This window comes from Lysinibacillus sp. GbtcB16 (assembly GCF_019091145.1).
In the GTDB taxonomy this organism is placed as follows: Bacteria; Bacillota; Bacilli; order Bacillales_A; family Planococcaceae; genus Lysinibacillus; species Lysinibacillus fusiformis.
In genome coordinates this window covers 1,831,004-1,857,267 of record NZ_JAGXJV010000001.1, presented here as the reverse complement: position 1 = coordinate 1,857,267, position 26,264 = coordinate 1,831,004, and the positions used below count along the sequence as shown (strand labels likewise).

The window sequence follows — 26,264 nt, the reverse complement described above, 5'->3', positions numbered from 1 at the left end:
TATGAATGGTACACGCATTAGTAATTGGTGGGACAGGGATGTTAGCAAACACATCTCTTTGGTTAGTTGGTCAAGGTTTTCATGTTTCTGTGATTGGACGGAACGAATTTCGGATGGAAAGTGTCATTCATCAATCATCAGATTCATCACAGATAACGCCAATCATAGTTGATTATTGTAATATTCCCTTATTACAGACGAAACTAAGGGCAACAATCGAACAAAATGGACCCATTGATTTAGTCATTGCGTGGATTCATTCATATGCTGGAAGGACTTTAGAGAGTATAGTTAGTGAAGTTTCATCTTGCAGGAATCGACCATGGAAATTATTTCATATCTTAGGTAGTAGTGCGAATCTAAGTGGAATCCAAGAAAATTTAAATTTGCCTAATTCGGCTCTATACTACCAAATACAGCTAGGTTTTACCATTGAGAATGGTCATTCTAGGTGGCTTACCAATGAGGAAATCTCCCAGGGTGTTATTGATTCAATTCGACAAAATCGTCTTATCACTATTGTGGGCACATTACAGCCTTGGGAAAAGCGGCCGTCATCATCATAGAGGCAATTAACCTTCGTCTAACTATTTGTAGACGGGGGTTACTGTATTTTATAGGCTAAACCTTCACCATTAGTAGAATTTACAATACAGAAGCTAGTTGCTTAGTTCGTATGAATGGAACTCCCAAACACTTCTACTACCTCTTTAGCGAAGACTCGAAAAATATAACCGATTTCTTGTTCTTTTGTTGCAATCCCATAAGCTATCCCATCTTGCTTTGATCCTTGAAGAAACCATAGATCATTATGATCTTGGTCTACAGATGAAAAATCACCTAATTTCCAACGATTTAATACATCCAAATATTGTTCACGGTGTTCATAAACATCTTTATTTTCCTCTACCATTTGCAGCAATGTGTCAATTCTTTCAGGTGTAATCATGATGGAGGATTCTTTTTCATCAGCAATTATTTTTTGGTGCGACATTTGTTGAAGTACTTCTTCTACTAAATTGTCAACAAATGGTTCATCTCCACTTTTCCATTCATCAATCCTCATAGAGAATACGGGATTTTCCCAACCAAATTGAGTATCTACTGTCGATACAAATTCTTCCTTGGCCTCCATTTTTGGACTGTTTTCTAATTCACTGTCAGTATCTTTATTAGAGGCTTCTTGTTTATAATTCTTGTCCAAGACAAAATATGTTCCGCTTATACTTAACAGCGCAGTTAAAACCACAATTCCTACAACATGTATCCATCTCATTTATTATCCCCTCTTTTTACAATTACTACCAACATGGCATGTGTAATGAAATGTGTAAATATATTGATGATTAAAGTGTCGTGAAGTCAAAAACGCTTATTTTTTCACATCTCTTCCCATCAGACCAACATATCAGTAAAATAGAGTAGGTTAGGGGGATTGTCTTGTGAAAGATCAACGCTTTAAAATTGCGCATCGGGAGGCGCTTATTGGAATTGGACTAGTCCTTGTCAATTTTGCGATTTGGTTTGGCTTTGCTTATGGACTAGGTTCAGGGGATCCTGCAAATTATTCGTATGTTTTGGGCTTTCCTGCTTGGTTTTTCTATAGCTGTATCGCAGGGACAGGCTTTATGATCCTGCTCATCTGGATTGTTATGAAGCTCTTCTTTAAAGAGGTTCCATTTGAAGATGAGGAGGAGGAGCGCTAATGCATTGGCAAGTTGTATTTCCTTTGCTATTATTTTTAATTATTATTTTTGGAATTGGTTTATGGGCCAATAAACATGTCCGCTCTTCTAACTCGTTTCTACAGGAGTATTTCCTTGGTGGTCGAGAAATGGGTGGATTTATCCTAGCGATGACAATGATAGCTACATATGGTAGTGCGAGTAGCTTTATCGGAGGGCCAGGAGTAGCTTATACTAAGGGGCTCGGCTGGGTGCTGCTCGCCATGGCACAGCTACCTGCGGGGTATTTTGTCCTGATGATTTTAGGGAAAAAATTTGCAATTATTGCTCGTCGTTACCAAGCTATTACGCTTATCGACTTTTTACGAGAACGCTATAAAAGCCATGTCATTGTCATTCTGTCTGCTATTAGTATTATTGTCTTTTTATTTTCAGCGATGATGGCACAGTGGGTAGGAGGAGCCCGTTTAATTGAGTCTTTAACTGGCTTAAGCTACACAGCAGCATTGTTTATATTTGCGATTTCAGTGTTAGTGTATGTGATTATTGGTGGATTCCGTGCAGTTGCTTTAACGGATACTGTACAGGGCTCGATCATGGTTATCGGGACTGTCATTTTATTAATCGGTACTATTATTGCGGGTGGAGGCATCGATAAAATTATGACCTCGCTGGTTGCAGAAAATCCCAATTTCGTATCTCCATTTGGAGCAGAAGGGGATTTAACACCTCTGTATGTTTCAACGTTTTGGATATTAATTGGTGTAGGTGTGGTCGGACTTCCGCAAATCGCCGTACGTGCAATGAGCTATAAGGATTCTAAAAGTATGCACTTAGCGATTATTATAGGCACGATTGCCATCGGGACGATCATGTTTGGGATGCATCTAATTGGTGTGTTAGCACGACCTGTCCTACCGGGCATCGATATTGGTGATAAAGTTATGCCACTCTTAACATTAAAGGTACTGCCACCATTTTTAGCGGGGATTGTTTTAGCAGCACCAATGGCCGCAACCATGTCTACTGTCAATGCACTGCTCATGCTAGTAAGCTCTACGGTTGTCAAAGACATCTATTTAAATTACATGAAGCCACAGGCAAGTGATGCAGAGATTAAGCGTGCCAGTTTTATAGTGACAGCGGTAATTGGCTTAGCGGTTGTCCTCTTTGCACTCCATCCACCTGATTTATTAGTGTGGTTAAATTTATTTGCATTTGGTGGACTTGAGGCAGTCTTTATTTGGACGGTAGTTCTCGGGTTATACTGGAGGAAAGCAAACAAATATGGCGCTATTTCGTCAATGATTTCAGGTATGGCTTTGTATATTTTCATCGATCGGTTCTATCCGACCGCTTTTGGTATGCATACCGTGACGATTCCTATTGTAGCTTCCTTCATTATTTTTGTAATCGTCAGTCTTGCTACTAGTCATAAATTTAAGGACGAGCATTTCCTCATATAATGTAAAACAACGCCGCAGATTTTTGACTGTGGCGTTGTTTTTATTTTAATGAATCATATAATCGTAGGCATTTTTTGCAAGGAGCGTCATCGTCACAATGATAAAAAGCGTACGGACAAAGCCACTTCCTTTTTGAATGGCCATGCGAGAGCCAAGCATAGCCCCACCAATTTGAGCAACCCCCATGACTAAACCATATACATAATGGATTTGACCTAAGTAAGCAAACATACAAACACCTGCCACATTACTCGCCAAATTTAAAAATTTCGCATTTCCTGCAGCCTTTAAAAAATCAAAGCCAACAAGCAAGAAGCTAAAGATTAAAAAAGAGCCCGTTCCAGGACCAAGAAACCCGTCATAAAACCCAATCGCAAATAAAAGTATCATAAATAAAAATAAGTGCGTTTTAGATAGATTTTTAACGGTTGAGACAGCGCCCCAATTCTTTTTAAAGATCGTATATACCCCAACAGCCGCCAGCATGAAAAGCATTAATGGTTTTAATAGGGCTGGGTTAATTAAATGAACAGTCCATGCACCACATAATGATCCAATGAAGGCGAGAGGGAAATATTTCAGGACAGATCGAATTTCAAGCTGACCAGAACGGTAAAAGGAAATGGTCGATGTGAGTGAGCCCATCGCGCCAGCTAATTTATTGGTTGCTACTGCAGCAGCGGGATTTAAGCCAACAAACAATAAGGCTGGTAAGGAAATTAAACCACCACCTCCAACGACAGAATCGATAAAAGCTGCTAAAAATCCAAAGGAAATTAATAGTATTAAAATATGTACATCCACATCAAAGACCATGCTTACACCTCTTCTTAATTAGTTACTACTGAAATAGTAACTAATTTATTCGGTGCTGTAAAGCCTAATTTTTTCATTGGCAAATGTTCACAACAGTAGCCTATAATAAAAATATGGAGGGATGATATGAATGAATTAATCGCCCAATTAAAAGAACTGGGATTGACAGAATATGAGGCAAAGGCCTATACAGCACTCGTACAAAATAGTCATGTCAGTGCCTACCAAGTTAGCAAAAACTCTGGAATACCAAGAGCTAGAATCTATGACATATTAAATGGTCTTGTTGAAAAGGGATTCGTACTGAAAGAGGAAACGGCGGATCAAACGACGTATTCTTCTATTCCTGTCGAAATGTTTTTGCAGCAAATTCAACAGCGCTGGCAATCAAATTTTACGTCGATTAGTGATCAATTAGAAAAATTAGAAACGAAAGAACAGGAAGCGGAACCTAAAGTGTTAATGCTAAAAGGGAAGCAGACAATCATCAATTATTGTCAAAACTTATTAAAAAAAGCAGAGACAAAAATTATCCTATCGATGTGGGAAGATATGTACGATGCCTTACGCGAGGATATCGAAGGGGTATCACAGCATGTGAAGGTGCATGGCATTACCTTATATGTCGGGGAACATCTGGCATCTATCGATCAGCACAGAGCCACACACTATACGAGAAAGACTTCTACACCCCACTGGTTTATTTTATCGGTTGATGGACAAGAAATGATTTATGGTCACTCGCCGTCGAATCAAGAAACCGCTTTTATAACGAATGATCCTGTGCATATATATTTATTAGAGGATTATGTTTGGCATGATGTTCTTATCAATCGACTAGTGAAGCGTGATGATAAAGAGCTTGAGGACTGGATTGCTAAAGAGCGTAAAGCATTTTTTTTAGAGTAGCTATAAGGGAAGGGGAGCATCTTGGAAAAATGGATGTTGCCAGTATTGTTTTATGTCTTATGGATTGGTGGATGTGATTCTGCACCGCTGCCAGTTCCACCTAAGATTCAGGAGCTAACCATCGTTCCTGACCATATCCAACAGCATATTATAGCTAAAGACAGAATTCAATTATTGTATGAAGATGACGTGACGTACTATCTTGTCATGTTTTCGAAAGGAAATGTGCTAGCAAGTGTGGCAGCAAATGAAGATCGGTTAGTCATTCATTTCAAGGAAGGAAGCGAGCAAAAGAAAGAAGCTCAACCGTATGTCTATGCTATCAACAAAAGCCCAGAGCTGACAATTATTGAACTATATATTAACGGAAAAAGCATGCCGATAGATCGCATGACTAGGATGTAATAAAAAACCGAAATCCCTAAAAAAAGAGATTTCGGTTTTTGTTGATATTAATAAAATACTTTATCTACATTGTATTTGGAGCGGAACGTATTAATCGCATACGTTTCATAAATTTCACGTTCCATAGGATCTTCTACTTCATAGACTTCAATTTTGAAGACCTCGTCACGATAGTTTTTCATCGGAGATACATTGTCTTCAAAATGTTTTTTAATGCGTTGGCGAATTTTACGTGCTTTACCGACAAATAATAGCTCATTCTTTTCATTATAAAATAAGAAAATGCCGCCTTTATCACGAGTGATTTTGTGGAAGTCGATGAAACCAAAGTATGGTGTAATTGGGACATCACCTGGTTTTACATCTTGTTCGCGTTGGCGAATGACTACATCTGGTTTTGGAAATTCAATATTAATCAAAGTATTCACGTTCCTCTCTATTACTAAAGATATATGGTAACATAATAGCGGCATGTTTACCATAAAATTTCATGTAGAATAACCATATACAGCAAGCTTAGTGTTTATCAAATGATGGGAGAACATGCATAGGAATAACAAAATATTCTATGAATTATTGATATTCTAACTAGTCCATGTTACAATTCAAGATAATTAAATAATCTTATCAAGAGAAGCAGAGGGATTTGGCCCGATGACGCTTCAGCAACCTCTAACAAATGTTAGAAAGGTGCTAATTCCAGCAAAGGTTTTTCCTTTGAGAGATAAGAGTGAACGTGAAAAAAATCCTTCTCATTCTATCTCATATGGAATGTGGAGGATTTTTTAATTTTTTCGAAAAAGGAGCAAAAAAGAGAGGGGAACGTAAGATGCCAATTAATATTCCGAAAAATTTACCTGCTGGAGAACATTTACGTGAGGAAAAAATCTTCGTGATGGAAGAGGACCGTGCGAGAACACAGCAAATACGTCCATTAAATATATTAATCTTAAATTTGATGCCCGAAAAAGAAAAAACGGAGCTACAATTACTACGATTACTAGGAAATACGCCATTACAAGTGAATATTACTTTTTTAAACACGGCTACTCATGAATCTAAAAATGTCAGTAAATCTCATTTGCAATTATTCTACACAACGTTTAACCAAATTCGTCATCGACGCTATGATGGTATGATTATTACGGGTGCGCCTGTAGAAAAAATGCCGTTTGAAGAGGTTAACTATTGGCAGGAAATTGCTGAAATTATGGATTGGTCTAAAAAGAATGTGACATCCGTGCTACATATATGTTGGGGGGCACAGGCTGCGCTATATCATCATTATGGGATTGGAAAGGTCGAGCTTTCTGCTAAATGCTCCGGGGTTTATTCTCATGTGATTACTGATTTAACAGTAGATTTAGTACGAGGCTTTAGTGATTTATTTACTGCCCCTCATTCTCGCTATACATCTGTCTCGATTGACGAGGTTCGCAATCATCAAGAGTTACGATTATTATCCTATTCAGAGGATGCGGGTGTGTTTATCGTGCAATCTAAAGATAATAAAAACATTATGATTACTGGACATTTAGAATATGATGCGACAACATTAGCCGATGAATACAGTCGCGATGTTGCCAAGGGTATCAATATAGACGTTCCAGTAAACTACTTCCCAAATGATGATCCAGCAAAGGCACCGATGAATACATGGCGTGCCCATACGCATTTATTGTTCTCCAACTGGTTGAACTACTACGTATACCAAGAGACACCATATGAATGGGATTTTGTGGACGAAATTGAATATCATATTTAAATAACACTGAAAAAGTCTAATTTCTTCGCTAAGCAGCTTGAAGGAATTAGACTTTGTTATTCTAGATTTTTCTTGTCAGAACTCGTTTTATCCGGTGTCGCCTGATCATCCTGTTTGGATGTAGCGTTGCCAGCTTCAGACTGAATCACTTGGCTGGAATTCGACGTAGCAGATTTATCTTGATTGTCTTGAGTAGAAACTGGATTATCTATTTTTTCTTGATTATCCTGATTGTCTTGAGTGCTATCTGTATTAGCATCGTTAGTCTGATTCTCCTGATTGGAATTCATAGTAGCAGGTTTCGTCTGATTCACTTGATTAGAAACCGCATTACTCGCATCAGTCATTAGCCCCTCATTAGAATCCGCATGACCCATTTCAGTTGAATTACCTAGTGATTTTCGGTTACGAATAACAGCTACAATGAGGAGAAGTATGGGTAATAATATGGTGCAAACAAATGCATAAATTGGCCAAATCTCATCATTATAAATGTTGGAATGGACGATGTCTGGGTGAACAATTTGCGAAAGTCCGACCATAATAATACCCATTGGTAGGATTAGTGGGCGGTGATCCTTCAATTTCATAATTTGTGCAATTCCAACAACAGTTGTATAGAAGTACATAAACGTTCGAATAAAAATGGATACAATCCACATAAAAGCCATGATTATTTCAATACGCTGTAAAAAATTTCCGATAGAGATTCTTTGTGCTAGGGCATAGCTAGGGAAAGTTCGCGAAGCCGTGTTGGCTGGCCCTAATACTAAAATGGATAGAATAATTAATGTTACTAGTACAAATCCACCGAGAAGCATGCCTATGAAAAATCCTTTTTTTGAGGATTGCTGGACATTGACACTCGCAGGGTAAATCATTAATAACATAACTAACGAAAAAGAAAAGACACTTATAAAGCGGATGATACTATATAAGATGGATGTTTTGGATGCTTCCATAATTGGTTGTATATTTTCAAATTTAATTTGTGGGGTGATACTGACAACAAAGAAAATAAAAATTAAGACAAACATAGGGAAAAGTATTTCTGCTGAACGAGCAAAGTTTTCTATCCCTAAATAGGTAGCATACATAATTATAATAATAAACAACAAGGCAAATGCCATAGTAGGCGTCTCCGGCATTACCTCTGTTTTCATAAAAGCACCAATAAAATACAGTAATTCTCCTCCCGCAAATAGGGTAAGAGAAAGGAAGCACACCACTGTGATTTTTCCAAAAAAGCGCCCGAGAAGCTTTTCATTTGCTTCAATAAAATTCAGTGTCGGTGTTTGGTCGCCTAACGTCACAAATAATTTCACAACAAGCAAACTAAGGACAACACCAATACTTGCAGCAATCCACGCATCTTGCTTACTAGAGCTTGCAATACTTGAAGGGATGATTAAGATGGCAGTACCGATAGAAAGGAGGAATGTGATAATTGTAAATTGTCTTGAACTAATTACTTCTTTTTCCATATAATTGTCCTCCATTTCATGTCGATGTGTCTACTATTTTGTGAGTGAAACGATAAAATCTTTAATTGGTGTAAAAATAAAGGTTATAAAATCTAGAGGACTCGGGATATTTATTTTGAGAGCAATGCCCATATTAAGCGCTGTTCCAATTAGTAATAGGATTGAAAAAACAAGAATGGTTTTGGTCTCTTGTTGTTTTTTGAGTTTCGGGATATATAGTAACGCAATAATGATTGAAATGATTAAGATGGCTATTGCTAGTACCAAACCACTATCCCTCCTTTGGCTTTTTTAATAATGAGTTTTGCATTGTTCCTAAACCTTGTGTTGTCACTTTTACATGTACATGGATTGGTAGATCAGGATAGATGGTTGACCAATCCTTTTTGATTTTTTTCCATTGTTTTGCATCTGCACGATGGAGGGCTTCACCATAGCCTAAGACATCCACTTGGTATTGTTGCTGTATTTTCTCTAATGTTTTTTCAATACGTTCATCGATGCCCTGCGCTGTTTTTTTATTGATATAATCCACCATTTTATTTTTCGTTAGATTGATATCACATTCGACCTCTCCTACATTTTGTTCCACATTTATTTGGACATCAATTTGCGGTTTCCCATTTTTAAATGACCCCTTTACTTTTGTGGAGGAGTTCGTAATCTCAGTCGAGAGTGTACCTTGCTTTGGACAGGTGACGATTTCGATCGTACTTTGTATTTTGTCACTAAGGAAACTAATGCTTTTACTTTCACCCTCTGAAAGTAAACCAATGTATCGATCACCTTTAAAGACGGCCAATCCTGCATATTTTAAAAATACAGGTGTTTTAACACGTTGGACGTTTGTTTGATCGGCCCCTAACCGTTTATCCCCATGAACTTCAATCGCAGAAATCAAAGCCCCATTATCCTTTTCACTGAGCCTTGTGACCAATTCATCTATATTAATAGCAATCGTAGAGCCCCAAACTTTTTCAGAAACTTTGAGAGAGTTTAAAATTTTATTAGCAGGCACTTTTTCGATAGGTGTAAGCACATTTAACACTTCTTTAGCTGTAGCTTCATAAGACATAATGATATCGAAATCCTTTCTAAACTCATGGTCTCGTGAAATTAAATCTAATGAGTCACTGATTCCCTCTTTAGCGAGGTCTTCACCTAAAACGACTATCTGTAGATGGGCAAAATATGGCTTCCGTGCAGCAATGGTCGCCATTTTGCGGATGGCCTCAAAAATTGTTTCCCCTCTAGAATGGTAGCTAATAACAGGGGAGCGCTGAGTGGAAGCTTGTCGCATGGAAACCTCACTAGGATCAACTATTTGAACGGTAATCTCATACTCATCATCTACTTTGTCTATACCAAGCGCTACAACAATGGCTAATTCATTTAATTCACGCTTACTCCAGCAACCACTTAACAGTAAAGTGAGGATGCATAGTAAGCAAATTGCTTTTACTTTTGCCATATTTCATTCCTCATTTGTTCAGTAGTTTTATTTCCGACCTGTTCTAGGGACATATTTATGCCCTCTAACAATATTTTTCTGATTCACTAAACGTGGACGTGTTAATAAACGTCTACGAGGGAGCAATAAAAATGCATCTTTTTGATCCTGTAAAATTAAAGGAGCAAACGGGCTTAAATACGGTACACCAAATGAACGAATGCTGCATAAATGAAGAATAATGATAATAATGCCAAACATAACTCCAAAAAGACCAAACATAGCTGCTAAAATCATTAATGGAAAGCGCAGTACACGAATCGTATTGGACAAACCATAAGCAGGGAATAAAAAACTACAAATGGCCGTTAATGCCACTATAATAACCATAACAGCCGAGACAACACCGGCATCTACCGCTGCCTGGCCAATTACCAGCGTACCTACGATGGACACTGCTGGACCGATTGTCCGCGGCATTCGAAGCCCTGCCTCTCGAAGTATCTCAAAGGCAAGCTCCATAATAAGTGCTTCCACTACAGCAGGGAAGGGTACACCTTCTCGTTGTGAGGCGATACTAATTAGCATGGCCGTCGGTAGCATTTCTTGATGAAAAGTCGTAATCGCAACATAGAGGGATGGTGCTACCAATGCCAAACTAATACCAAAGAAACGTAAAATACGAATGAGGGAACTAATCATCCAATGTTGATAGTAGTCTTCAGCAGATTGCAAAAAAGAAGTAAATAATGCAGGCACCACTAATACAAAGGGGGTACCATCTACTAGAATCGCCACTTTACCATCTAATAATTCACCAGCAATAACATCTGGCCGTTCTGAGTTGTAAATGGTTGGAAACATGGTATTTTTAGAATCTTGAATAAAATCCTCAATATATCCACTTTCTAAAATGCCATCGATATTAATGCGATCTAACCGCGCTAACACCTCCGCAACAATTTTGTCACTGGCGATACCATGTATATACATTACGGCAACATCTGTTTGTGTCACTTCACCTATGACACGGGACTTTATCCAAAGATTTGGACTTTTTATTTTGCGCCGAATGAGCGCGGTATTCGTTCGCAATGTTTCAGTAAAGGACTCTCGAGGCCCCCTAATGACGGATTCCGTTGAAGGCTCTGTAACAGCTCTATCTTTTGCGCTTTTCGTGCTTGTTACGATGCCTTCCGCAAAGCCATCTAATAAAATGACGGTTTCACCATTCAATATGGCATGATAAAGAGGGGTAAAATGCTCGATATTCATCACATCACCGACAGTTAAATAAGAACTTCGCACATATTGATTGATAGTTGTAATTTCAATTTCTTGTTCTTCCTCAATATTCGCCATTAATTTATCAATGACAGAATCCGAAATCATCGTTTTATCAGATAAGCCGTCAATCGAAATAATGGCGAGCCGATGGAGTTCATCTTCACCAATCGTTATTTCTCGAATAATAATGTCATTGCTATGACCGAGAGTGTTTTGAATGACCTTTATATTTTTGGCAAGGGAAGTATTTAGTAAATCGTCCGTTGTAAGGGATGGGGAGGGATTGATCTTGTTTGATATGGACATGCGTTTTCCTCCTCAAATGGATGTTCATTATTTATAGAATGGACAACTTTGTGCGGAGATAAACGAAAAAAGGAATGAAATTCTAGCTACTATTTTTCAAATAAAAAAACAGTATTTCCTTTCAGATACTGAAAGGAAAATACTGCTTTATGTACGATACTCGTATTGTAATTCATCTAAACTAGCATCCACGTCTACATGTAGATTGTGATCGTTAAAGAACCATAAATCTTTTTCATCGATGTAATAGGTTACGCCATCAATGACTGCTTCTGCTCCAATGGCAATGGGTTCTTCTCGCGTCATGCCTAGTGAAAAGCCTTCGTGAAAAGGACTTGAACCACCATAGCGTGCGTAAAAGCGAATCGTATCGCCTGGTTCTACTTCCATCTCATGTTTGAACCATTTTAGGGCTTCATCTGTCAGTGCAATTTTCATAGCGAATGCTCCTCTCTTCTTACAGCCACTTTACCTTTGGCTCGGTGCCATTTTTAATACGTGCAATATTGGCACGATGACGATAAATAATAAAGGTAAATAAAAAGGCTACCAAGATGCTTAATGCAAAGTCACCTGTAACAAAATAATAAACGATTGAATAGATAAGTGCTACTAAAGCGGCTATCATAGATGTTAAGCTGACGATTTTTGTGATTTTCAATGTCACAAGAAAGGCAATTAGAAGCAAGACAAACAAAGGCCATGAATAGCCTAATAAAACACCTGCTGATGTGGCAACTGCTTTTCCACCACGGAAATTGGCGAAGATCGGAAACATATGACCAATCACGGCAACAAGACCTAGGATTAAGGAATGGATAGAGCTGTCTGAGAATATTGGAAGTGCAGCTAGTAAGACAGCGGCAGTCCCTTTTAGAACATCCATCACAGTCACAACAATACCAGCTTTTTTTCCTAACGTTCGGAACGTATTAGTTGCTCCTAGATTACCGCTTCCATGTTCTCGTATATCGGTATTATAAAAAATTTTACCTATCCATAGCCCTGAAGGTATAGAGCCGATTAGATAAGCACATAAAATAATAAGTCCATTGATCATAGTTGGACTCCTTTCATTCATAGTCCATCACTTGGTACTAATAGTTTGTAACAAGTATTTTACACTTTTTCTTGCTAATCTACAATGTTATGAAGGAGATTTCGTAAGGAGTCTTGAATTCAATACAAAAGAAACTAAAGTAAGCTGGAGATAGGCTTTTAGACATGATTGATGAAGGAACGAAAAAATTCTTTATTAAAATATAGGCAAAATGGCAATTTTGTCATTCGTTCATTCCTTTGGTAGAATAGAAGTCTAACTTTATTCATTTACATGACAATGACGTATTAGAACATCAATTATATTGCAACTAAATAAGCTACGATGCGTCAGGTGTTTACGGATACTAGTGGTAGTCTGTCTTGCTTAAATTCCAATTTTAAGCAACTGTTGAAGATGTTTACTATTAAAATGTATATTAAAACTGTGAGCAATTTTTAAAAATTTAATTGGACCTGTCGCTAACTATTGACAGGAAATGCTATTATTATTAGGATGAGAACATAAATAGAACAAGTGTTTGTTTTTTGGAGGGGAATTTTTTTGACGAATAAACAGTCACCTAGCGTCTATAATGATGACGCTATACAAGTATTAGAAGGATTAGAAGCGGTGCGCAAACGACCAGGCATGTATATCGGTTCCACAGATGGCCGTGGACTTCATCACCTTGTGTATGAAATCGTTGATAATGCGGTGGATGAAGCATTGGCTGGCTTTGGATCTCATATTATTGTCAAGATTCACAAAGACCAGAGTATTAGCGTACGCGACTTTGGCCGTGGAATGCCAACTGGTATGCATAAGATGGGTAAACCTACTCCTGAAATTATTTTTACCGTCCTTCATGCAGGTGGTAAGTTTGGACAAGGCGGATATAAAACGAGTGGCGGCTTGCACGGTGTAGGTTCTTCTGTCGTGAATGCGCTATCAACATTTTTAGAAGTAACCATCCATCGTGATGGCAAAAAATATCGCCAGCGCTTCGAGCATGGTGGACATCCAGTGACAACACTTGAAGAAATTGGTCAAACGAAGCAGACAGGTACGCTTGTTCATTTCCTACCTGATGAAACGATTTTCTCTGTTACAAAATATAATTATGATACGTTAGCAGAACGTTTAAGGGAGTCAGCTTTTTTATTAAAGGGCTTAAAAATTGAATTAATTGATGAGCGCGAGGAAGGCAAAAATGATGTGTTCTTTTATGAGAACGGCATTGAAGCTTTCGTTGCGTATTTGAATGAAGAGAAAGATGTTCTTCATCCTGTGAAGTATGTGGAAGGTATTCAAGATGATATTGAAGTAGAGTTTGCTTTCCAATATAACGACGGTTATTCTGAAACGATTTTGTCGTTTGTTAATAATGTACGAACACGAGATGGCGGTACCCATGAAACAGGTGCAAAAGCAGCTCTGACGCGTGTCTTTAATGAATACGCAAGAAAAATTGGCTTATTAAAGGATAAGGATAAAAACTTAGAAGGAACGGATATTCGAGAGGGCTTAGCTGCTATCGTATCTGTCCGTATTCCAGAACACTTATTACAATTTGAAGGACAAACAAAGGGCAAGCTTGGTACAAGTGAGGCTCGTTCAGCAGTAGATAGTGTGGTGTCTGAGCAAATTTTATATGTGCTAGAGGAAAATGCTGAATTGTCTGCTTCTCTTGTGCGTAAAGCAATTCGTGCGCAGCAAGTACGTGAAGCGGCTCGTAAAGCTCGTGAGGATGCGCGAAATGGTAAGAAAAACAAAAAGGGTAGTACGATTCTGTCAGGTAAATTAACACCTGCACAGTCACGTAATGCGGCGAAAAATGAATTATATTTAGTCGAAGGTGATTCAGCGGGTGGTTCTGCAAAACAAGGTCGCGATCGTACATTCCAGGCGATATTACCACTGCGCGGGAAAGTGATTAACACGGAAAAAGCAAAACTCCAGGATATTATGAAAAACGAAGAGATTTCAACGATTATTCATGCGATTGGTGCAGGTGTTGGAACAGATTTTGCAGTAGAGGATTCAGCCTACAATAAAGTAGTCATAATGACTGATGCTGATACGGATGGCGCTCATATTCAAGTATTGCTATTAACGTTCTTCTACCGTTATATGCGTCCGCTCATAGAGGCTGGTAAAGTCTTTATTGCATTACCGCCACTATATAAAGTTTCTAAAGGGACTGGCAAAAAAGAAGTAATTGAATATGCTTGGACAGAAAACGATTTACAAAAGGCCATCAAACAAGTTGGAAAGGGTTACATATTACAGCGCTATAAAGGTCTTGGTGAGATGAATGCAGACCAGCTATGGGATACAACAATGAACCCTGACACACGTACATTAATTCGTGTCACAATCGAGGATGGTGCACGTGCAGAGAGACGTGTCACGACATTAATGGGCGATAAGGTAGAGCCGCGTCGTAAATGGATCGAAGCCAATGTAGACTTCGGTATGGAGGATGATGCTAACATTTTAGAAAATGAATTCATCCAACAAGAGGAGGGCCAAGCATGAGTAGCACAGAAAAGTTTCAAGATTTACCTTTAGAAGAAGTAATGGGTGACCGTTTTGGTCGCTATAGTAAATATATTATTCAAGACCGCGCGTTGCCAGATGCACGTGACGGTCTTAAACCTGTACAGCGTCGTATTTTATATGCGATGTTTACAGAAGGCAATACACACGAAAAACCTTTCCGTAAATCAGCTAAAACAGTCGGTAATGTAATCGGTAATTACCATCCACACGGAGATAGCTCTGTCTATGAGGCGATGGTACGTATGAGTCAGGATTGGAAAGCTCGTCATATGCTCATTGAAATGCATGGGAATAATGGTTCAGTTGATGGAGATCCGCCAGCTGCCATGCGTTATACTGAGGCAAGATTATCTGCGATTGCGGGTGAAATGTTACGAGATATCGGGAAGAAAACGGTTGAATTCGTACCAAACTTCGATGATCAGGATATGGAGCCAACTGTTTTACCAGCACGTTTCCCTAATTTACTAGTCAACGGCTCTACAGGGATATCTGCGGGTTATGCAACAGATATTCCACCTCATGCACTAGATGAAGTGCTGGATGCTGTATTGATGCGCTTAGACAAGCCTACTGCAACAGTGGATGAATTAATGACAGTACTCAAAGGTCCAGATTTCCCAACAGGCGGTATTATTCAAGGTGTGGACGGCATTAAAAAGGCATATGAAACAGGGCGCGGTAAAATTATAGTTCGTGCGCAGGCTGTGGTGGAACCTATTAAGGGTGGCAAAGAGCAAATCGTTGTTACCGAATTACCATACGATGTGAATAAAGCGAATCTTGTAAAAAAAATTGATGAGCAGCGTGTAGATAAACGCCTTGAAGGGATTGCTGAAATTCGTGATGAATCTGACCGTACAGGGTTACGTGTCGTAATCGAGCTGAAAAAGGATGTTCCTGGACAAGGGATTTTACAGTACTTATTTAAAACAACAGATTTACAAGTAGCTTACAATTTTAATATGATTGCGATTCATAATCGTCGCCCAACGATGATGACATTGCCATTATTATTGGATGCCTATATTACTCACCAAAAAGAAGTGGTCACAAATCGTTCTATATATGATTTACAAAAGGCTAAGGATCGTTCCCATATTGTAGATGGATTAATTAAAGCATTGTCTATTTTAGATGAAGTCATTGCGACAATTCGTTCTTCTAATGATAAGAAGGATGCCAAGCTTAATTTACAGGCAAAGTTCGATTTTACCGAGGTACAAGCAGAGGCGATTGTGAGCCTGCAATTATATCGTTTAACGAATACCGATATTACAGAGCTCCGCCAAGAACAGGATGATTTAAATAAATTGATTGCCAAGCTAGAAGGAATTTTACAAAGCGAGGCCAAGCTTGTACGTGTCATTAAACAAGAATTACTAGATATTAAAAAACGCTTCACAGAGCCGCGTCGCTCGAGAATTGAACAAGAAATAGAAGAAATTAAAATTACATTAGATGTCCTTGTTCCAAGTGAAGAGGTTGTGGTGACTGTCACGAAAGATGGCTATATTAAACGTACTTCTACACGATCCCATGCCGCTTCCAATGGTCAAGATTTTGCGATGAAGGATTCCGATTATTTATTGTATGAAGCAAACTTAAATACGCAGCATCATCTATTGTTATTTACAAATAGAGGGAATTATATTTATCAGCCAGTTCACGAATTGCCTGATATTCGTTGGAAGGACCTTGGTCAGCATATTTCTAGTATTGTGCCAACAAGTGAAGATGAATCAATTATTGCCGTCTATGGCTTTGAAACATTTGAACAACCAAATACGTATATTTTAACTGCTACGAAAGATGGACAAATTAAACGTTCACCGCTCGCAGATTATGCAGTGACGCGTTACTCGAAGCCGATTAAAACAATGAATGTTAAAGCGGGCGATGCAATGATTTATGCATCATTTATGACGGATGATGTGGAATTGCTCTTAACAACTGATACGGCGTATGCTATTCGATTCCCTATCGAGGAATTACCGGTTACTGGTGTGAAAACAGGTGGCGTTAAAGGGATTACGTTAAAAGATGGAGAAGCTTTAGTTGGGGTCAATGTTCTACAGCCAGATGAAACACAATATGTCGTTATTGTGACACAACGAGGGGCTGTCAAGAAAATGAATGTCGCAGAGGTAGAAGTAGCGGGTCGTGCCAAACGCGGCCTTAAAGTCCTAACAGAATTAAAAGCAAATCCTCACCGAATTGTCGCTGTTATTCAAGCGACAGACGATGAACAGGTTGTGATTGAAACTGAAAAAGGCGTCCAAGAATTTATTGATGTTCATGCATTGACGCGTGCTGATCGCCATTCTAATGGTTCATTTAAAGTGGATATTGCAACAGATGGAGCCATTTCCCATGTCTTAACGGCCAAAAAAGAACAAAAACCAAGCTAAAACTATGCCCAGTTTCTATCTAGTAGAGCTGGGCTATTTGTTGGAGTGGAACAACTATCTAAAAATAGCATCTTGTCATTTTAGATCAACTATGGGTATAATAATCATCGAAAAGTTCATAGCGAAAGAATGTAGGGGGGCTAGTTATGGCTAGCTGAGATTGTGTCCGATAGACACTGACCCTTTGAACCTGATTTGGCTCGTACCAGCGTAGGGAACATCTATTCAAAAAAGCAAAAGTTTTGGAGATTGATTGCAATACGTCTGGGAGGAATCCTAGGCGTTTTTTTGTTTTCCAAGCAATATCTTACCAACCGTATATTACGCTTTCTTCTGGTGACAACATTCATTCATGAACACTTTCATATTACAAACTGGGAGGACTTAGCATGAAAAAATGGTTATTTATTCTATTAGCGGCACTATTGATGTTAGTGGGCTGTAGCGACAAGGAGGACAAGCAAGCTGCTGATACAAAGAAAAAGGTGTCAGTGGTTCTCGATTGGACACCAAATACGAATCATACAGGATTGTATGTTGCGAAAAAGCTCGGTTATTTTGAAGATCAGGGCTTAGATGTTGAGATTATTATGCCAGGAGAGGCAGGAGCCGATCAGCTCGTAGCTTCTGGTAAGGCAGAATTTGGCGTGAGCTATCAGGAGGGCATTACACAGGCTCGTGTTCAGGCTGTGCCACTTGTCTCAATAGCGGCCATCATCCAGCATAATACATCTGGATTTGCTTCTGTAGCATCAAAGGGTATTACATCTCCAAAGGACTTTGAAGGAAAAACATATGGTGGTTGGGGAGCGCCACTCGAACAAGCCGTATTACAATCATTAATGCAAAAAGAAAACGCTGATATAAATAAATTAGATATTGTCAATGCGGGAGATTTAGATTTCTTCACGATGATGAAAAAAGACATCGACTTTGCTTGGATTTATTATGCTTGGACAGGGATTGAGGCAGAGCTTCGTGGGGAAAAGATTAATATGCTGTATTTAACAGACTACAGTAATCAGTTAGATTACTATACACCTGTTTTAGCAACTAATGAAAAAATGATTCAAAACAATCCAGACATCGTCAAAGCTTTTGTTGCAGCTGCATCGAAGGGCTATGAATATGCGATCGAGCATCCAAATGAAGCGGCTGATATTTTACTAGAAGCGGCACCTGACTTAGATAAGGAGTTAGTGCATAAAAGCCAAGAGTGGTTGGCTGATAAATATCAGGACGATGCTAAACAATGGGGAGAGCAAAAGTTTTCAGTGTGGGAAAACTATGCTAAATGGATGTCGAGCAACAAAGTATTAGAAGGCGAATTTGATGCTAAACAAGCGTTTACGAATGAGTTTTTACCAAAAAAGGAGGCCAATTAACATGGCAAATTCATTGATCAGTGTCCAAATCATTCCAAAGACAGAAAAGTATGAGGATGTCATCCCTTATGTAGATGCGGCCATTGCAGTTATTGATGCATCTGGTGTGAAGTATGAGGTTCATCCACTTGAAACAACGATGGAGGGTGAGCTTCCAGTGCTTCTTCAAATCATTGAGAAAATGAATGTTAAGATGGTCGAGCTAGGAGCCATTAATGTCATTACACAAGTAAAAATTTTATATCAACCAAACGGGATTACAATGGCTACATTAACGGAGAAATATCAATCATGAAACGGGCATTACAAAAAGGAAGGACGATAATTTTTATCGCCTTCCTCTTATTCATATGGGAGCTTGTTGTGCATATAGCTGATGTTCCTCCTTGGCTCCTTCCAGCACCAAGCATAATTGTAGTAGAAGGCTTTCAATCGTATCAGACGTTCCTGCCACATGCTCTGGCTACCGTGCAATTAGCTTTACTAGGACTTGCTATTGGGGTTGGCTGTGGTCTAACAGTGGCAATTGTTTTGCATCGTTTTACTTTTATTCGGTCATTATTTTATCCGATTCTCATTATGTCGCAAAACATACCGATTCTTGTGTTAGCACCCCTCCTTATTATTTGGTTTGGCTTTGGCTTATTACCAAAGCTTATCATTATTTGTCTTGTTTGCTTTTTCCCTATTGTCATTGCGGCAATGGACGGTTTTCGCCAAACAGCACCCGAGTTAAAGCATTATTTTGAAATGATTGGTGCAACGAAGGCTCAAACGTTTTGGAAACTAGAATGGCCACATGCCTACCCAGCAATTTTTTCGGGTGTGAAAATTGCTGCAACGTATAGCGTAATGGGGGCAGTCATTGCGGAGTGGCTTGGTGCGAAAAAGGGAATTGGTGTATACATGACCTTAGCACAATCCTCCTTCCGTACAGATCGAGTGTTTGTCGCAATTTTTGCGATTGTCTTGTTAAGCTTATTGTTATTTAGTAGTATTCGTTTGCTTGAAAAATTAATGGTAAAGGGGAGAGGTTATCATGCTCAGCATTCAAAACATCGCTAAGTCCTTTAACAGTCTACATGTTCTTGATGATATTTCCTTTGATGTCAAGGATGGTGAGTTTGTGGCCATTGTAGGTCCATCCGGCAGTGGTAAAAGTACCCTTTTTCAATTAATTGGTGGGGTCTCTTCGGTTGATCAAGGGGCGATTTTATTAAATGGAGAGGAAATCCAACGAAAAAGAGGAACAATTGGCTATATGCCACAGCAGCCCTGTCTACTGCCTTGGCGTACTATTTTAGAGAATGTAACAATTGTTGAGGAATTGCAGCAAAAGCCTAATGTTGAACGTGCAAAGGGGTGGCTAGAAAAGGTAGGACTTGCTTCCTTTAGCCATGCTTATCCAAACGAGCTATCTGGAGGGATGCAACAACGTGTATCCTTCATCCGTGCCATTGTCAGTGATAAACCTATTTTATGTCTAGATGAACCATTTTCTGCGCTCGATGAATTTACAAGATTGGAAATGCAGGCATGGCTACTGTCCATTTGGGAAGAACATCGGAAATCCATCTTATTTGTCACACATAGTATTGAGGAGGCACTCTTTTTAGCAGATCGTATACTTGTTTTATCGAAACGGCCAGCAACGGTGAAAAAAGAAATCATTGTGCCATTTGAGCGTCCTCGCAAAGAAGAAATTCGTCATTCGGCCACATTCACAGCCTTGAAGCAACAGTTATTCAAGTATTTACAGGAAGAAAAGGGGGATTTGCATGTTGATTGATGCCCATATTCATTTAGATCAGTATAAGGACGTGGAAATACCTTCTTTATTGGAAGAAGTAGAGGCACTAATTGCGGTGAGTATGCAGCTGTCCTCCTGTCAAAAGACGTTGAATTTAGCGAAGGTCTATCCCAAAGTGAAGGCAGCTTTTGGTTTCCATCCCGAACAGCCTTTACCGAGTGAAATAGAAGAGAAAGCTTTATTTAAATGGATTCGCGCCCATAGTGATGAGATGATAGCAGTCGGTGAGGTCGGTTTACCTTATTATTTAAGGCAAGAACAAGTTTTGGATGTTCGTCCGTATGAGGCTTTATTGGAACGATTTATCGTATTGGCGAAAGAGTTGGGCAAACCGATTGTATTGCATGCTGTGTATGAGGATGCTATCGTGGTGTGCGATTTACTAGAAAAGCATCAGCTTCGTCAGGCACATTTCCATTGGTTTAAAGGGGACGAAGCAGTTGTGAAACGCATGATTCAGCAAGGTTATTTTATCTCCATTACGCCTGATGCATTGTATGAAGAGGAAATTCAACAGTTAATTCAAATCTACCCGATTGAATTGATGATGGTTGAAACAGATGGTCCATGGCCGTTTGAAGGTCCATTTACAAATAAACCCACGTCTCCGTGGATGATGCATTCGACGATTGAGGTAATTGCAGCCATTAAGGGATTGTCTATACAAGAAGCGGCTCAAATTATCACTCAAAATACGACAAACTTTTATCGACTTTAAACTAATTTTGTAAGTGATACTTGTGTTTTCTACAATAATAAAAGCAGTATAGGATACAAACTAATGATCCGTATACTGCTTTTTATGTTTAGTAAAATCATGCTTCAATTTCTCTGTCTTTGTTTTGGTGGTGCGTTCATGTGTACTGAAGGAATTGGTTTGGCGATTTTTCTCTACATCCTTGCCAACAGTTCTTTTTATATGCATCCGCTTCTTTTTCGCCCCAGATTGAGCCATTTTCATTCCCTCCTTTTAACAATTATAGTAACGAAAATGAAAGAAAAAGTAAAACCTCGTAAGCAAGAACTTACGAGGTTTATGACATAGATTTAGTGAGATACGTCCTGTACAGAAATACCTGTGTTTGCTTTAACGTCAACTTCACGATATTTTGCATCATCAGTTTCTTTAGAAAGTAATGTGCCGATGAAACCACCAAGGAAACCAAGCGGTACAGAGATTAGGGCAGGGTTCGTTAACATAATTAACGGATCACCCACAAAAATCGCTTTGCCTTCAACTGGATTCCATACGTTTGGTGACATAGCTACTAATACTAATGCAGAGATTAAACCTGTTAACATCGCTGTAACAGCACCAGCTGTATTAAAGCGTTTCCAATAGATTGTATAAATAATAACTGGAAGGTTAGCAGAACCTGCAATACAGAATGCTAAAGATACTAAGAACGCAACGTTTAATGTTTGTGCACCAAGTGCTAATAAAATGGAAATTATAGCGATCGTAATTGAACCGATACGAGCTGCAAGAACTTGCTCTTTTTCAGTAATTTTACCCTTTTTAATGATTTGCCCATAAATATCATGTGATAGGGCAGAGGCACCTGAAAGTACAAGACCTGCTACTACCGCTAAAATTGTTGCGAATGCTACCGCACATACGAATGAGAATAGAATGTCGCCACCTAGTGCTTCTGCAAGAAGTGGGGCAGCCATATTACCAGCAGCGTTTGCCGCGATAATATCTTCTTTTCCAACGAATGCTGCTGCACCGAAACCTAAGAAAATTGTTAAAACGTAGAAAATACCTACAATCCAAGTAGCCCAAATAACAGATGAACGAGCCGTTTTTGCATCTTTTACTGTGAAGAAACGCATTAAGATATGTGGAAGACCCGCAGTACCTAATACTAATGCAATTAACATAGAAATTGTGTCAAGTCCATTTGTATATTTTAGACCTGGGTTTAAATAAGCAGCACCACTGTCAGTTGCTGTAGTCATTTCTTTAAACATTGTTGCAATACTGAAGCCAAATTCTTTTAATACTAAGAATGAGATAATAACTGTACCTAGCATTAAAAGACAAGCTTTAATAATTTGAACCCATGAAGTTGCTGTCATACCACCGAATAATACGTAAGTTGTCATCATGAAACCTACGATCAATACAGCTACCCAGTAGTCGATCCCTAAAAGTAATTGAATAAGTGCTCCTGCACCAACTAGTTGTGCAATCATGTAGAATAAAACAATTGTAATAGTGCTTAAAGCAGCTGTTCCACGTACTTTTGAGTTATTGAAACGAGCTGTAATCATGTCAGCTAAAGTGAATTTTCCAAGGTTACGTAATGGCTCAGCAACGATGTATAATACCACTAAGTAAGCTACTAAATAACCAATAGAGAAGAAGAACCCATCAAATCCAAATAATGCTACTGCTCCTGCAATCCCTAAGAAAGAGGCTGCTGATAAATAGTCACCTGCGATAGCTAGTCCATTTTGCCAGCCTGTTAAGCCCCCGCCAGCTGTATAGAAGTCGCTTGCAGAAGATGTACGTTTAGATGCCCACCATGTGATAACTAATGTTAAACCAACAATGGCTACGAAGAAGAATATGGCTGTAAAACTCATTCCGTTATTCATCGGCGGCCACCTCCGTTCTCGTATTCTGCGATAATCGCTTTTGCTTCTCTGTCGAAGTTGTTTGCTTTAGCTACATATAAATGACATAACCCCCATGTCATGATGAATAGCCCTGCTGAATAAATCCACACCCAAGTAATTTCCCCAAATGCCTTTTGGTGTAGAATTGTTGTGTACGATGTCAGAATTGGTAACAACATGTAGGCCAATAAAAATATGGCAGTCATAGACCAAAGAAAAGAGTTCTTTCTGCGTACAAGAGACTTAAACGATTCTTGGTTTGCAATTGCATCATAGTCAATCACGACACCTTTTTTTGCTTGATTGTTCGCCATTAACATTCCCCATTTTGTGTATATTTTTTCTGCCTTAAGACTTGATTTTGCTAGTTTAGTGAATTCACATTCTCATTTTATGAAAGAGTTCACAAAATTGCAATACATTTCAGAAAAATTATGTAAAAAAAATTTTTCTGAAAATAGTCCTGAAAGAGAAAAAAACCTCCGAAACCAAGAACATCAAGTGTTTTAGAATATTCAGATAAATAAATGAAGCAAAGAGAAATCTGGATTCTTGACAAAAAAAGAACGATAAATCTACAAAAATGCCTTGGTTTTTTATCCATATTTAAACACTATTGCCTTAGTGAAAATTGGTTTTTTTCTGTATTTTGGAAGTCAAATAATATTGTTCGATAAGTAATTTGCTAGTTGGAGAATAACAAAAAAGGCGAAAAAATCGACCAAAAATCGAATTTTTTGCCTATTTTTTTGTATATTTTGAATTTTGATTCATTATGCATATGGTGTATAAAAATTAATGAGAAATATCAGATACAGAAACACCAGTATTCGCTTTTACACGAATTTCTTTATAAATACGTTCAGCCTCTTCAGTCGGTACTTTACTAGATGAAAGGACTGAGCCCAAATAGCCTGCAATAAAGCCTAATGGAATGGTAATAATGGCTGGAACAGCTAGTGGTACAAGTGGTTTACCAACAAAAATAGCTGCACCTTCAACAGGACTCCATACATTTGGTCCCATCGCTCCTAAGATTAAACAAGAAATTAACCCTGTTAGCATCGCTGCTACAGCACCAGTAGAATTGAACTTCTTCCAATAGATCGTATAAAGAATGACAGGTAAATTCGCGGATGCACCAATACAAAACGCAAATGACACTAGGAACGAAACGTTTAAGCTTTGTGCAAACAGCGCTAATACAATGGAGACAATTGCAATTGAGATAGAGCCTGTCCGTGCTGCTACTACCTGTTGCTTTTCTGTTAATTTTCCACCTTTAATAATTTCTCCATATATATCGTGTGAAATCGCTGAGGCACCTGTTAAAACTAAGCCAGAAACAACCGCTAAAATTGTCGCAAAGGCTACAGCACCGATAAATGCCATTAACACATCTCCACCTAAATAATGTGCCAGTAGTGGGGCAGCTGTGTTACCAGCCTTACTTTCAGCTAAAATTTGATCTAAACCTACAAAGTTTAACGCACCGAAGCCTAAAAATATTGTTAATGAGAAAAAGATAGCCGTAATCCAAGTTGTCCATGATATAGACGAGCGTGCCGTTTTGGCATCTTTTACAGTAAAGAAGCGCATTAAAATATGTGGCAAACCAGATGTTCCTAAAACTAAGGCCATCATCATCGATACGGAATCAATCGTGCTTGTGTATTTAATTCCTGGTATAAGGAATTCCTCGCCATGATCGACAGCAATGGTGTCAAACATTTTCATGAGTGAGAAATCAAATTTTACTAATACTAATGTAGCTAATAAGCCTGTCCCGAATAATAGTAAACTAGCTTTTATAATTTGTACCCACGAAGTTGCTGTCATGCCACCGAATAATACATAGGTAGTCATCATCACACCGACAATTAACACGGCAATCCAATATTCAATACCGAACAGTAGTTTAATTAATGCACCAGCACCTACTAGCTGAGCAATCATATAAAGAATGACAATAATAATCGTACCTGATGCCGCAACGCCGCGAATTCGCTTTTCATTAAAACGAGCCGTTAACATGTCAGCTAGTGTATAGCGGCCTAAATTACGCATAGGCTCAGCAATGACATATAGAAGAACTAAGTTGGCTACTACATAGCCCACAGAAAAAAAGAAACCATCAAAGCCAGTTAAAGCAATCGCACCAGACACCCCAAGAAAGGCTGCAGCTGATAAATAATCACCAGCAATCGCAAAGCCATTTTGCCACCCCTTTAACCCGCCCCCAGCTGTATAAAAATCAGCTGCTGAGGAAGTCCGCTTTGCTGCAATATAGGTAACAACAAGTGTTAAACCAACAATAGCTAAAAAGAAACCTACGGATACAATATTCATTTAGTTACCACCTTTCGCATGATACTCGGCTAGCACAGCAGCTGCAGCTTTATCGAATGAAGCAGCTTTTTTTACATATACTGTACAGAGCACAATGGTCATGATAAATAATCCAGCTGAGTAAACCCACACCCCAGTAATATTTCCGAAGATTTTTTGTTGTAGTACAGGCTGAAATGCAAGAATCGGAAGCAAAATATAAAGAATAAGAAACACTGCGGTAATCGAGAAAAGAAAGGTGTTTTTCTTTTTCACAAAGCTATTGAATGATTCCATTGCCTCAATTGCATGATAATCAACGGGTTGTGCTTGTTTTTCACTAGAAACATTCGCCATTATTATTCCCCCTAAAGTTTTATATTTCTGTTTTAAACGACATATTTCTTTTTCGTTCGCCGTTATATTCACTTATTTTATGGGGGATATTCTTATAATGCAATACTAATTTTTGAGTTTTTATAATTTTTAGTCATTTCATTTTTGTGGGAATAACATAGAAATATTAAG

General features: G+C 38.6%; 27 protein-coding genes and 2 riboswitches. Of the genes, 13 read left to right on the top strand and 14 right to left on the bottom strand.

Going from position 1 to position 26,264, the window contains the following annotated elements; translation table 11 throughout:
• Positions 1–5: 5 nt before the first annotated feature.
• Complete coding sequence (locus tag KVT27_RS09300; protein ID WP_217581177.1) at positions 6–566, top strand: short-chain dehydrogenase; 561 nt, start codon at positions 6–8, stop codon at positions 564–566.
• 101 nt (positions 567–667) lie between these two features.
• On the opposite strand, the gene KVT27_RS09295 is transcribed toward KVT27_RS09300, so the two are convergent.
• Entirely contained in the window at positions 668–1,276 is a 609-nt protein-coding gene (locus KVT27_RS09295; RefSeq protein ID WP_208706015.1) for a DUF6241 domain-containing protein, read from the bottom strand.
• A gap of 166 nt (positions 1,277–1,442) precedes the next feature.
• Between KVT27_RS09295 and KVT27_RS09290 the strand changes: the two genes are divergently transcribed.
• Together KVT27_RS09290 and panF are read left to right on the top strand one after the other, a co-directional pair.
• Positions 1,443–1,706 (top strand): YhdT family protein, encoded by a 264-nt coding sequence (locus tag KVT27_RS09290; RefSeq protein ID WP_036126127.1) that lies wholly within the window; start codon positions 1,443–1,445, stop codon positions 1,704–1,706.
• Complete coding sequence (gene panF / locus KVT27_RS09285) at positions 1,706–3,151, top strand: sodium/pantothenate symporter (RefSeq protein WP_036126126.1); 1,446 nt, start codon at positions 1,706–1,708, stop codon at positions 3,149–3,151. Before KVT27_RS09290 ends, panF begins: the two co-directional genes overlap by 1 nt.
• 45 nt (positions 3,152–3,196) lie before the next feature.
• Here the strand turns inward: panF and KVT27_RS09280 are convergent, their stop codons facing one another.
• Complete coding sequence (locus KVT27_RS09280) at positions 3,197–3,967, bottom strand: TSUP family transporter (protein WP_036126123.1); 771 nt, start codon at positions 3,965–3,967, stop codon at positions 3,197–3,199.
• Between the two features lie 126 nt (positions 3,968–4,093).
• Between KVT27_RS09280 and KVT27_RS09275 the strand changes: the two genes are divergently transcribed.
• Positions 4,094–4,876: a TrmB family transcriptional regulator gene (locus KVT27_RS09275; protein ID WP_036126120.1), complete on the top strand. Its 783-nt coding sequence runs from the start codon at positions 4,094–4,096 to the stop codon at positions 4,874–4,876.
• A gap of 21 nt (positions 4,877–4,897) precedes the next feature.
• Positions 4,898–5,281 (top strand): hypothetical protein, encoded by a 384-nt coding sequence (locus KVT27_RS09270; RefSeq protein ID WP_254636077.1) that lies wholly within the window; start codon positions 4,898–4,900, stop codon positions 5,279–5,281.
• 47 nt (positions 5,282–5,328) lie between these two features.
• On the opposite strand, the gene KVT27_RS09265 is transcribed toward KVT27_RS09270, so the two are convergent.
• Positions 5,329–5,700 (bottom strand): nucleotide excision repair endonuclease, encoded by a 372-nt coding sequence (locus tag KVT27_RS09265; protein ID WP_025116318.1) that lies wholly within the window; start codon positions 5,698–5,700, stop codon positions 5,329–5,331.
• 202 nt (positions 5,701–5,902) lie between these two features.
• Positions 5,903–6,012: riboswitch (SAM riboswitch) on the top strand.
• A gap of 98 nt (positions 6,013–6,110) precedes the next feature.
• Between KVT27_RS09265 and metA the strand changes: the two genes are divergently transcribed.
• Positions 6,111–7,046, top strand: coding sequence for a homoserine O-acetyltransferase MetA (metA, locus tag KVT27_RS09260; protein WP_036148537.1), 936 nt, complete (start codon positions 6,111–6,113; stop codon positions 7,044–7,046).
• Between the two features lie 56 nt (positions 7,047–7,102).
• On the opposite strand, the gene KVT27_RS09255 is transcribed toward metA, so the two are convergent.
• The 6 genes from KVT27_RS09255 to plsY all read right to left on the bottom strand — a co-directional run bounded on the left by KVT27_RS09255 (position 7,103) and on the right by plsY (position 12,633).
• Complete coding sequence (locus tag KVT27_RS09255; protein WP_217581176.1) at positions 7,103–8,530, bottom strand: GerAB/ArcD/ProY family transporter; 1,428 nt, start codon at positions 8,528–8,530, stop codon at positions 7,103–7,105.
• Between the two features lie 33 nt (positions 8,531–8,563).
• A complete protein-coding gene (locus KVT27_RS09250; RefSeq protein ID WP_036126116.1) occupies positions 8,564–8,797 on the bottom strand; it encodes a hypothetical protein in 234 nt (77 codons plus the stop codon).
• A 4-nt stretch (positions 8,798–8,801) separates the two neighbouring features.
• Positions 8,802–10,001 carry a Ger(x)C family spore germination protein gene (locus KVT27_RS09245; RefSeq protein ID WP_036148533.1) on the bottom strand — a complete coding sequence of 400 codons (1,200 nt, stop codon included), beginning with the start codon at positions 9,999–10,001 and terminating at the stop codon, positions 8,802–8,804.
• 27 nt (positions 10,002–10,028) lie between these two features.
• Entirely contained in the window at positions 10,029–11,573 is a 1,545-nt protein-coding gene (locus KVT27_RS09240; RefSeq protein WP_036148532.1) for a spore germination protein, read from the bottom strand.
• A gap of 147 nt (positions 11,574–11,720) precedes the next feature.
• Positions 11,721–12,011 (bottom strand): HesB/YadR/YfhF family protein, encoded by a 291-nt coding sequence (locus KVT27_RS09235; protein ID WP_036126109.1) that lies wholly within the window; start codon positions 12,009–12,011, stop codon positions 11,721–11,723.
• 19 nt (positions 12,012–12,030) lie between these two features.
• Positions 12,031–12,633: a glycerol-3-phosphate 1-O-acyltransferase PlsY gene (gene plsY, locus KVT27_RS09230; protein WP_025116311.1), complete on the bottom strand. Its 603-nt coding sequence runs from the start codon at positions 12,631–12,633 to the stop codon at positions 12,031–12,033.
• A gap of 543 nt (positions 12,634–13,176) precedes the next feature.
• On the opposite strand from plsY, the gene parE reads away from it, so the two are divergent.
• The 7 genes from parE to KVT27_RS09195 all read left to right on the top strand — a co-directional run bounded on the left by parE (position 13,177) and on the right by KVT27_RS09195 (position 21,501).
• The gene (parE, locus tag KVT27_RS09225) at positions 13,177–15,153 is read left to right on the top strand and encodes a DNA topoisomerase IV subunit B (RefSeq protein WP_025116310.1); all 1,977 of its coding nucleotides are present in this window, start codon (positions 13,177–13,179) and stop codon (positions 15,151–15,153) included.
• Entirely contained in the window at positions 15,150–17,588 is a 2,439-nt protein-coding gene (parC, locus tag KVT27_RS09220) for a DNA topoisomerase IV subunit A (protein WP_036126105.1), read from the top strand. Before parE ends, parC begins: the two co-directional genes overlap by 4 nt.
• 123 nt (positions 17,589–17,711) lie before the next feature.
• A riboswitch (TPP riboswitch) is annotated at positions 17,712–17,822 on the top strand.
• A gap of 155 nt (positions 17,823–17,977) precedes the next feature.
• A complete protein-coding gene (locus KVT27_RS09215) occupies positions 17,978–18,973 on the top strand; it encodes an ABC transporter substrate-binding protein (protein ID WP_217581175.1) in 996 nt (331 codons plus the stop codon).
• Between the two features lies 1 nt (position 18,974).
• The gene (locus tag KVT27_RS09210; RefSeq protein ID WP_036126102.1) at positions 18,975–19,268 is read left to right on the top strand and encodes a thiamine-binding protein; all 294 of its coding nucleotides are present in this window, start codon (positions 18,975–18,977) and stop codon (positions 19,266–19,268) included.
• Positions 19,265–20,038: an ABC transporter permease gene (locus KVT27_RS09205; RefSeq protein ID WP_036148524.1), complete on the top strand. Its 774-nt coding sequence runs from the start codon at positions 19,265–19,267 to the stop codon at positions 20,036–20,038. The genes KVT27_RS09210 and KVT27_RS09205 overlap by 4 nt, the downstream gene beginning before the upstream one ends.
• On the top strand, positions 20,013–20,762 hold the full coding sequence (locus KVT27_RS09200) for an ABC transporter ATP-binding protein (RefSeq protein WP_036148522.1): 750 nt from the start codon (positions 20,013–20,015) through the stop codon (positions 20,760–20,762). The genes KVT27_RS09205 and KVT27_RS09200 overlap by 26 nt, the downstream gene beginning before the upstream one ends.
• Positions 20,752–21,501 (top strand): TatD family hydrolase, encoded by a 750-nt coding sequence (locus KVT27_RS09195; protein ID WP_217581174.1) that lies wholly within the window; start codon positions 20,752–20,754, stop codon positions 21,499–21,501. Before KVT27_RS09200 ends, KVT27_RS09195 begins: the two co-directional genes overlap by 11 nt.
• Positions 21,502–21,561: 60 nt before the next feature.
• Here the strand turns inward: KVT27_RS09195 and KVT27_RS09190 are convergent, their stop codons facing one another.
• The 5 genes from KVT27_RS09190 to KVT27_RS09170 all read right to left on the bottom strand — a co-directional run bounded on the left by KVT27_RS09190 (position 21,562) and on the right by KVT27_RS09170 (position 26,093).
• Entirely contained in the window at positions 21,562–21,738 is a 177-nt protein-coding gene (locus tag KVT27_RS09190) for a hypothetical protein (protein WP_233301728.1), read from the bottom strand.
• 92 nt (positions 21,739–21,830) lie between these two features.
• Complete coding sequence (locus KVT27_RS09185) at positions 21,831–23,375, bottom strand: solute symporter family protein (RefSeq protein WP_025116303.1); 1,545 nt, start codon at positions 23,373–23,375, stop codon at positions 21,831–21,833.
• 8 nt (positions 23,376–23,383) lie between these two features.
• Entirely contained in the window at positions 23,384–23,722 is a 339-nt protein-coding gene (locus tag KVT27_RS09180; RefSeq protein WP_025116302.1) for a DUF485 domain-containing protein, read from the bottom strand.
• Between the two features lie 481 nt (positions 23,723–24,203).
• Positions 24,204–25,757, bottom strand: coding sequence for a solute symporter family protein (locus KVT27_RS09175; protein ID WP_036148516.1), 1,554 nt, complete (start codon positions 25,755–25,757; stop codon positions 24,204–24,206).
• On the bottom strand, positions 25,758–26,093 hold the full coding sequence (locus tag KVT27_RS09170; protein WP_036126092.1) for a DUF485 domain-containing protein: 336 nt from the start codon (positions 26,091–26,093) through the stop codon (positions 25,758–25,760).
• Between the last annotated feature and the right edge of the window lie 171 nt (positions 26,094–26,264).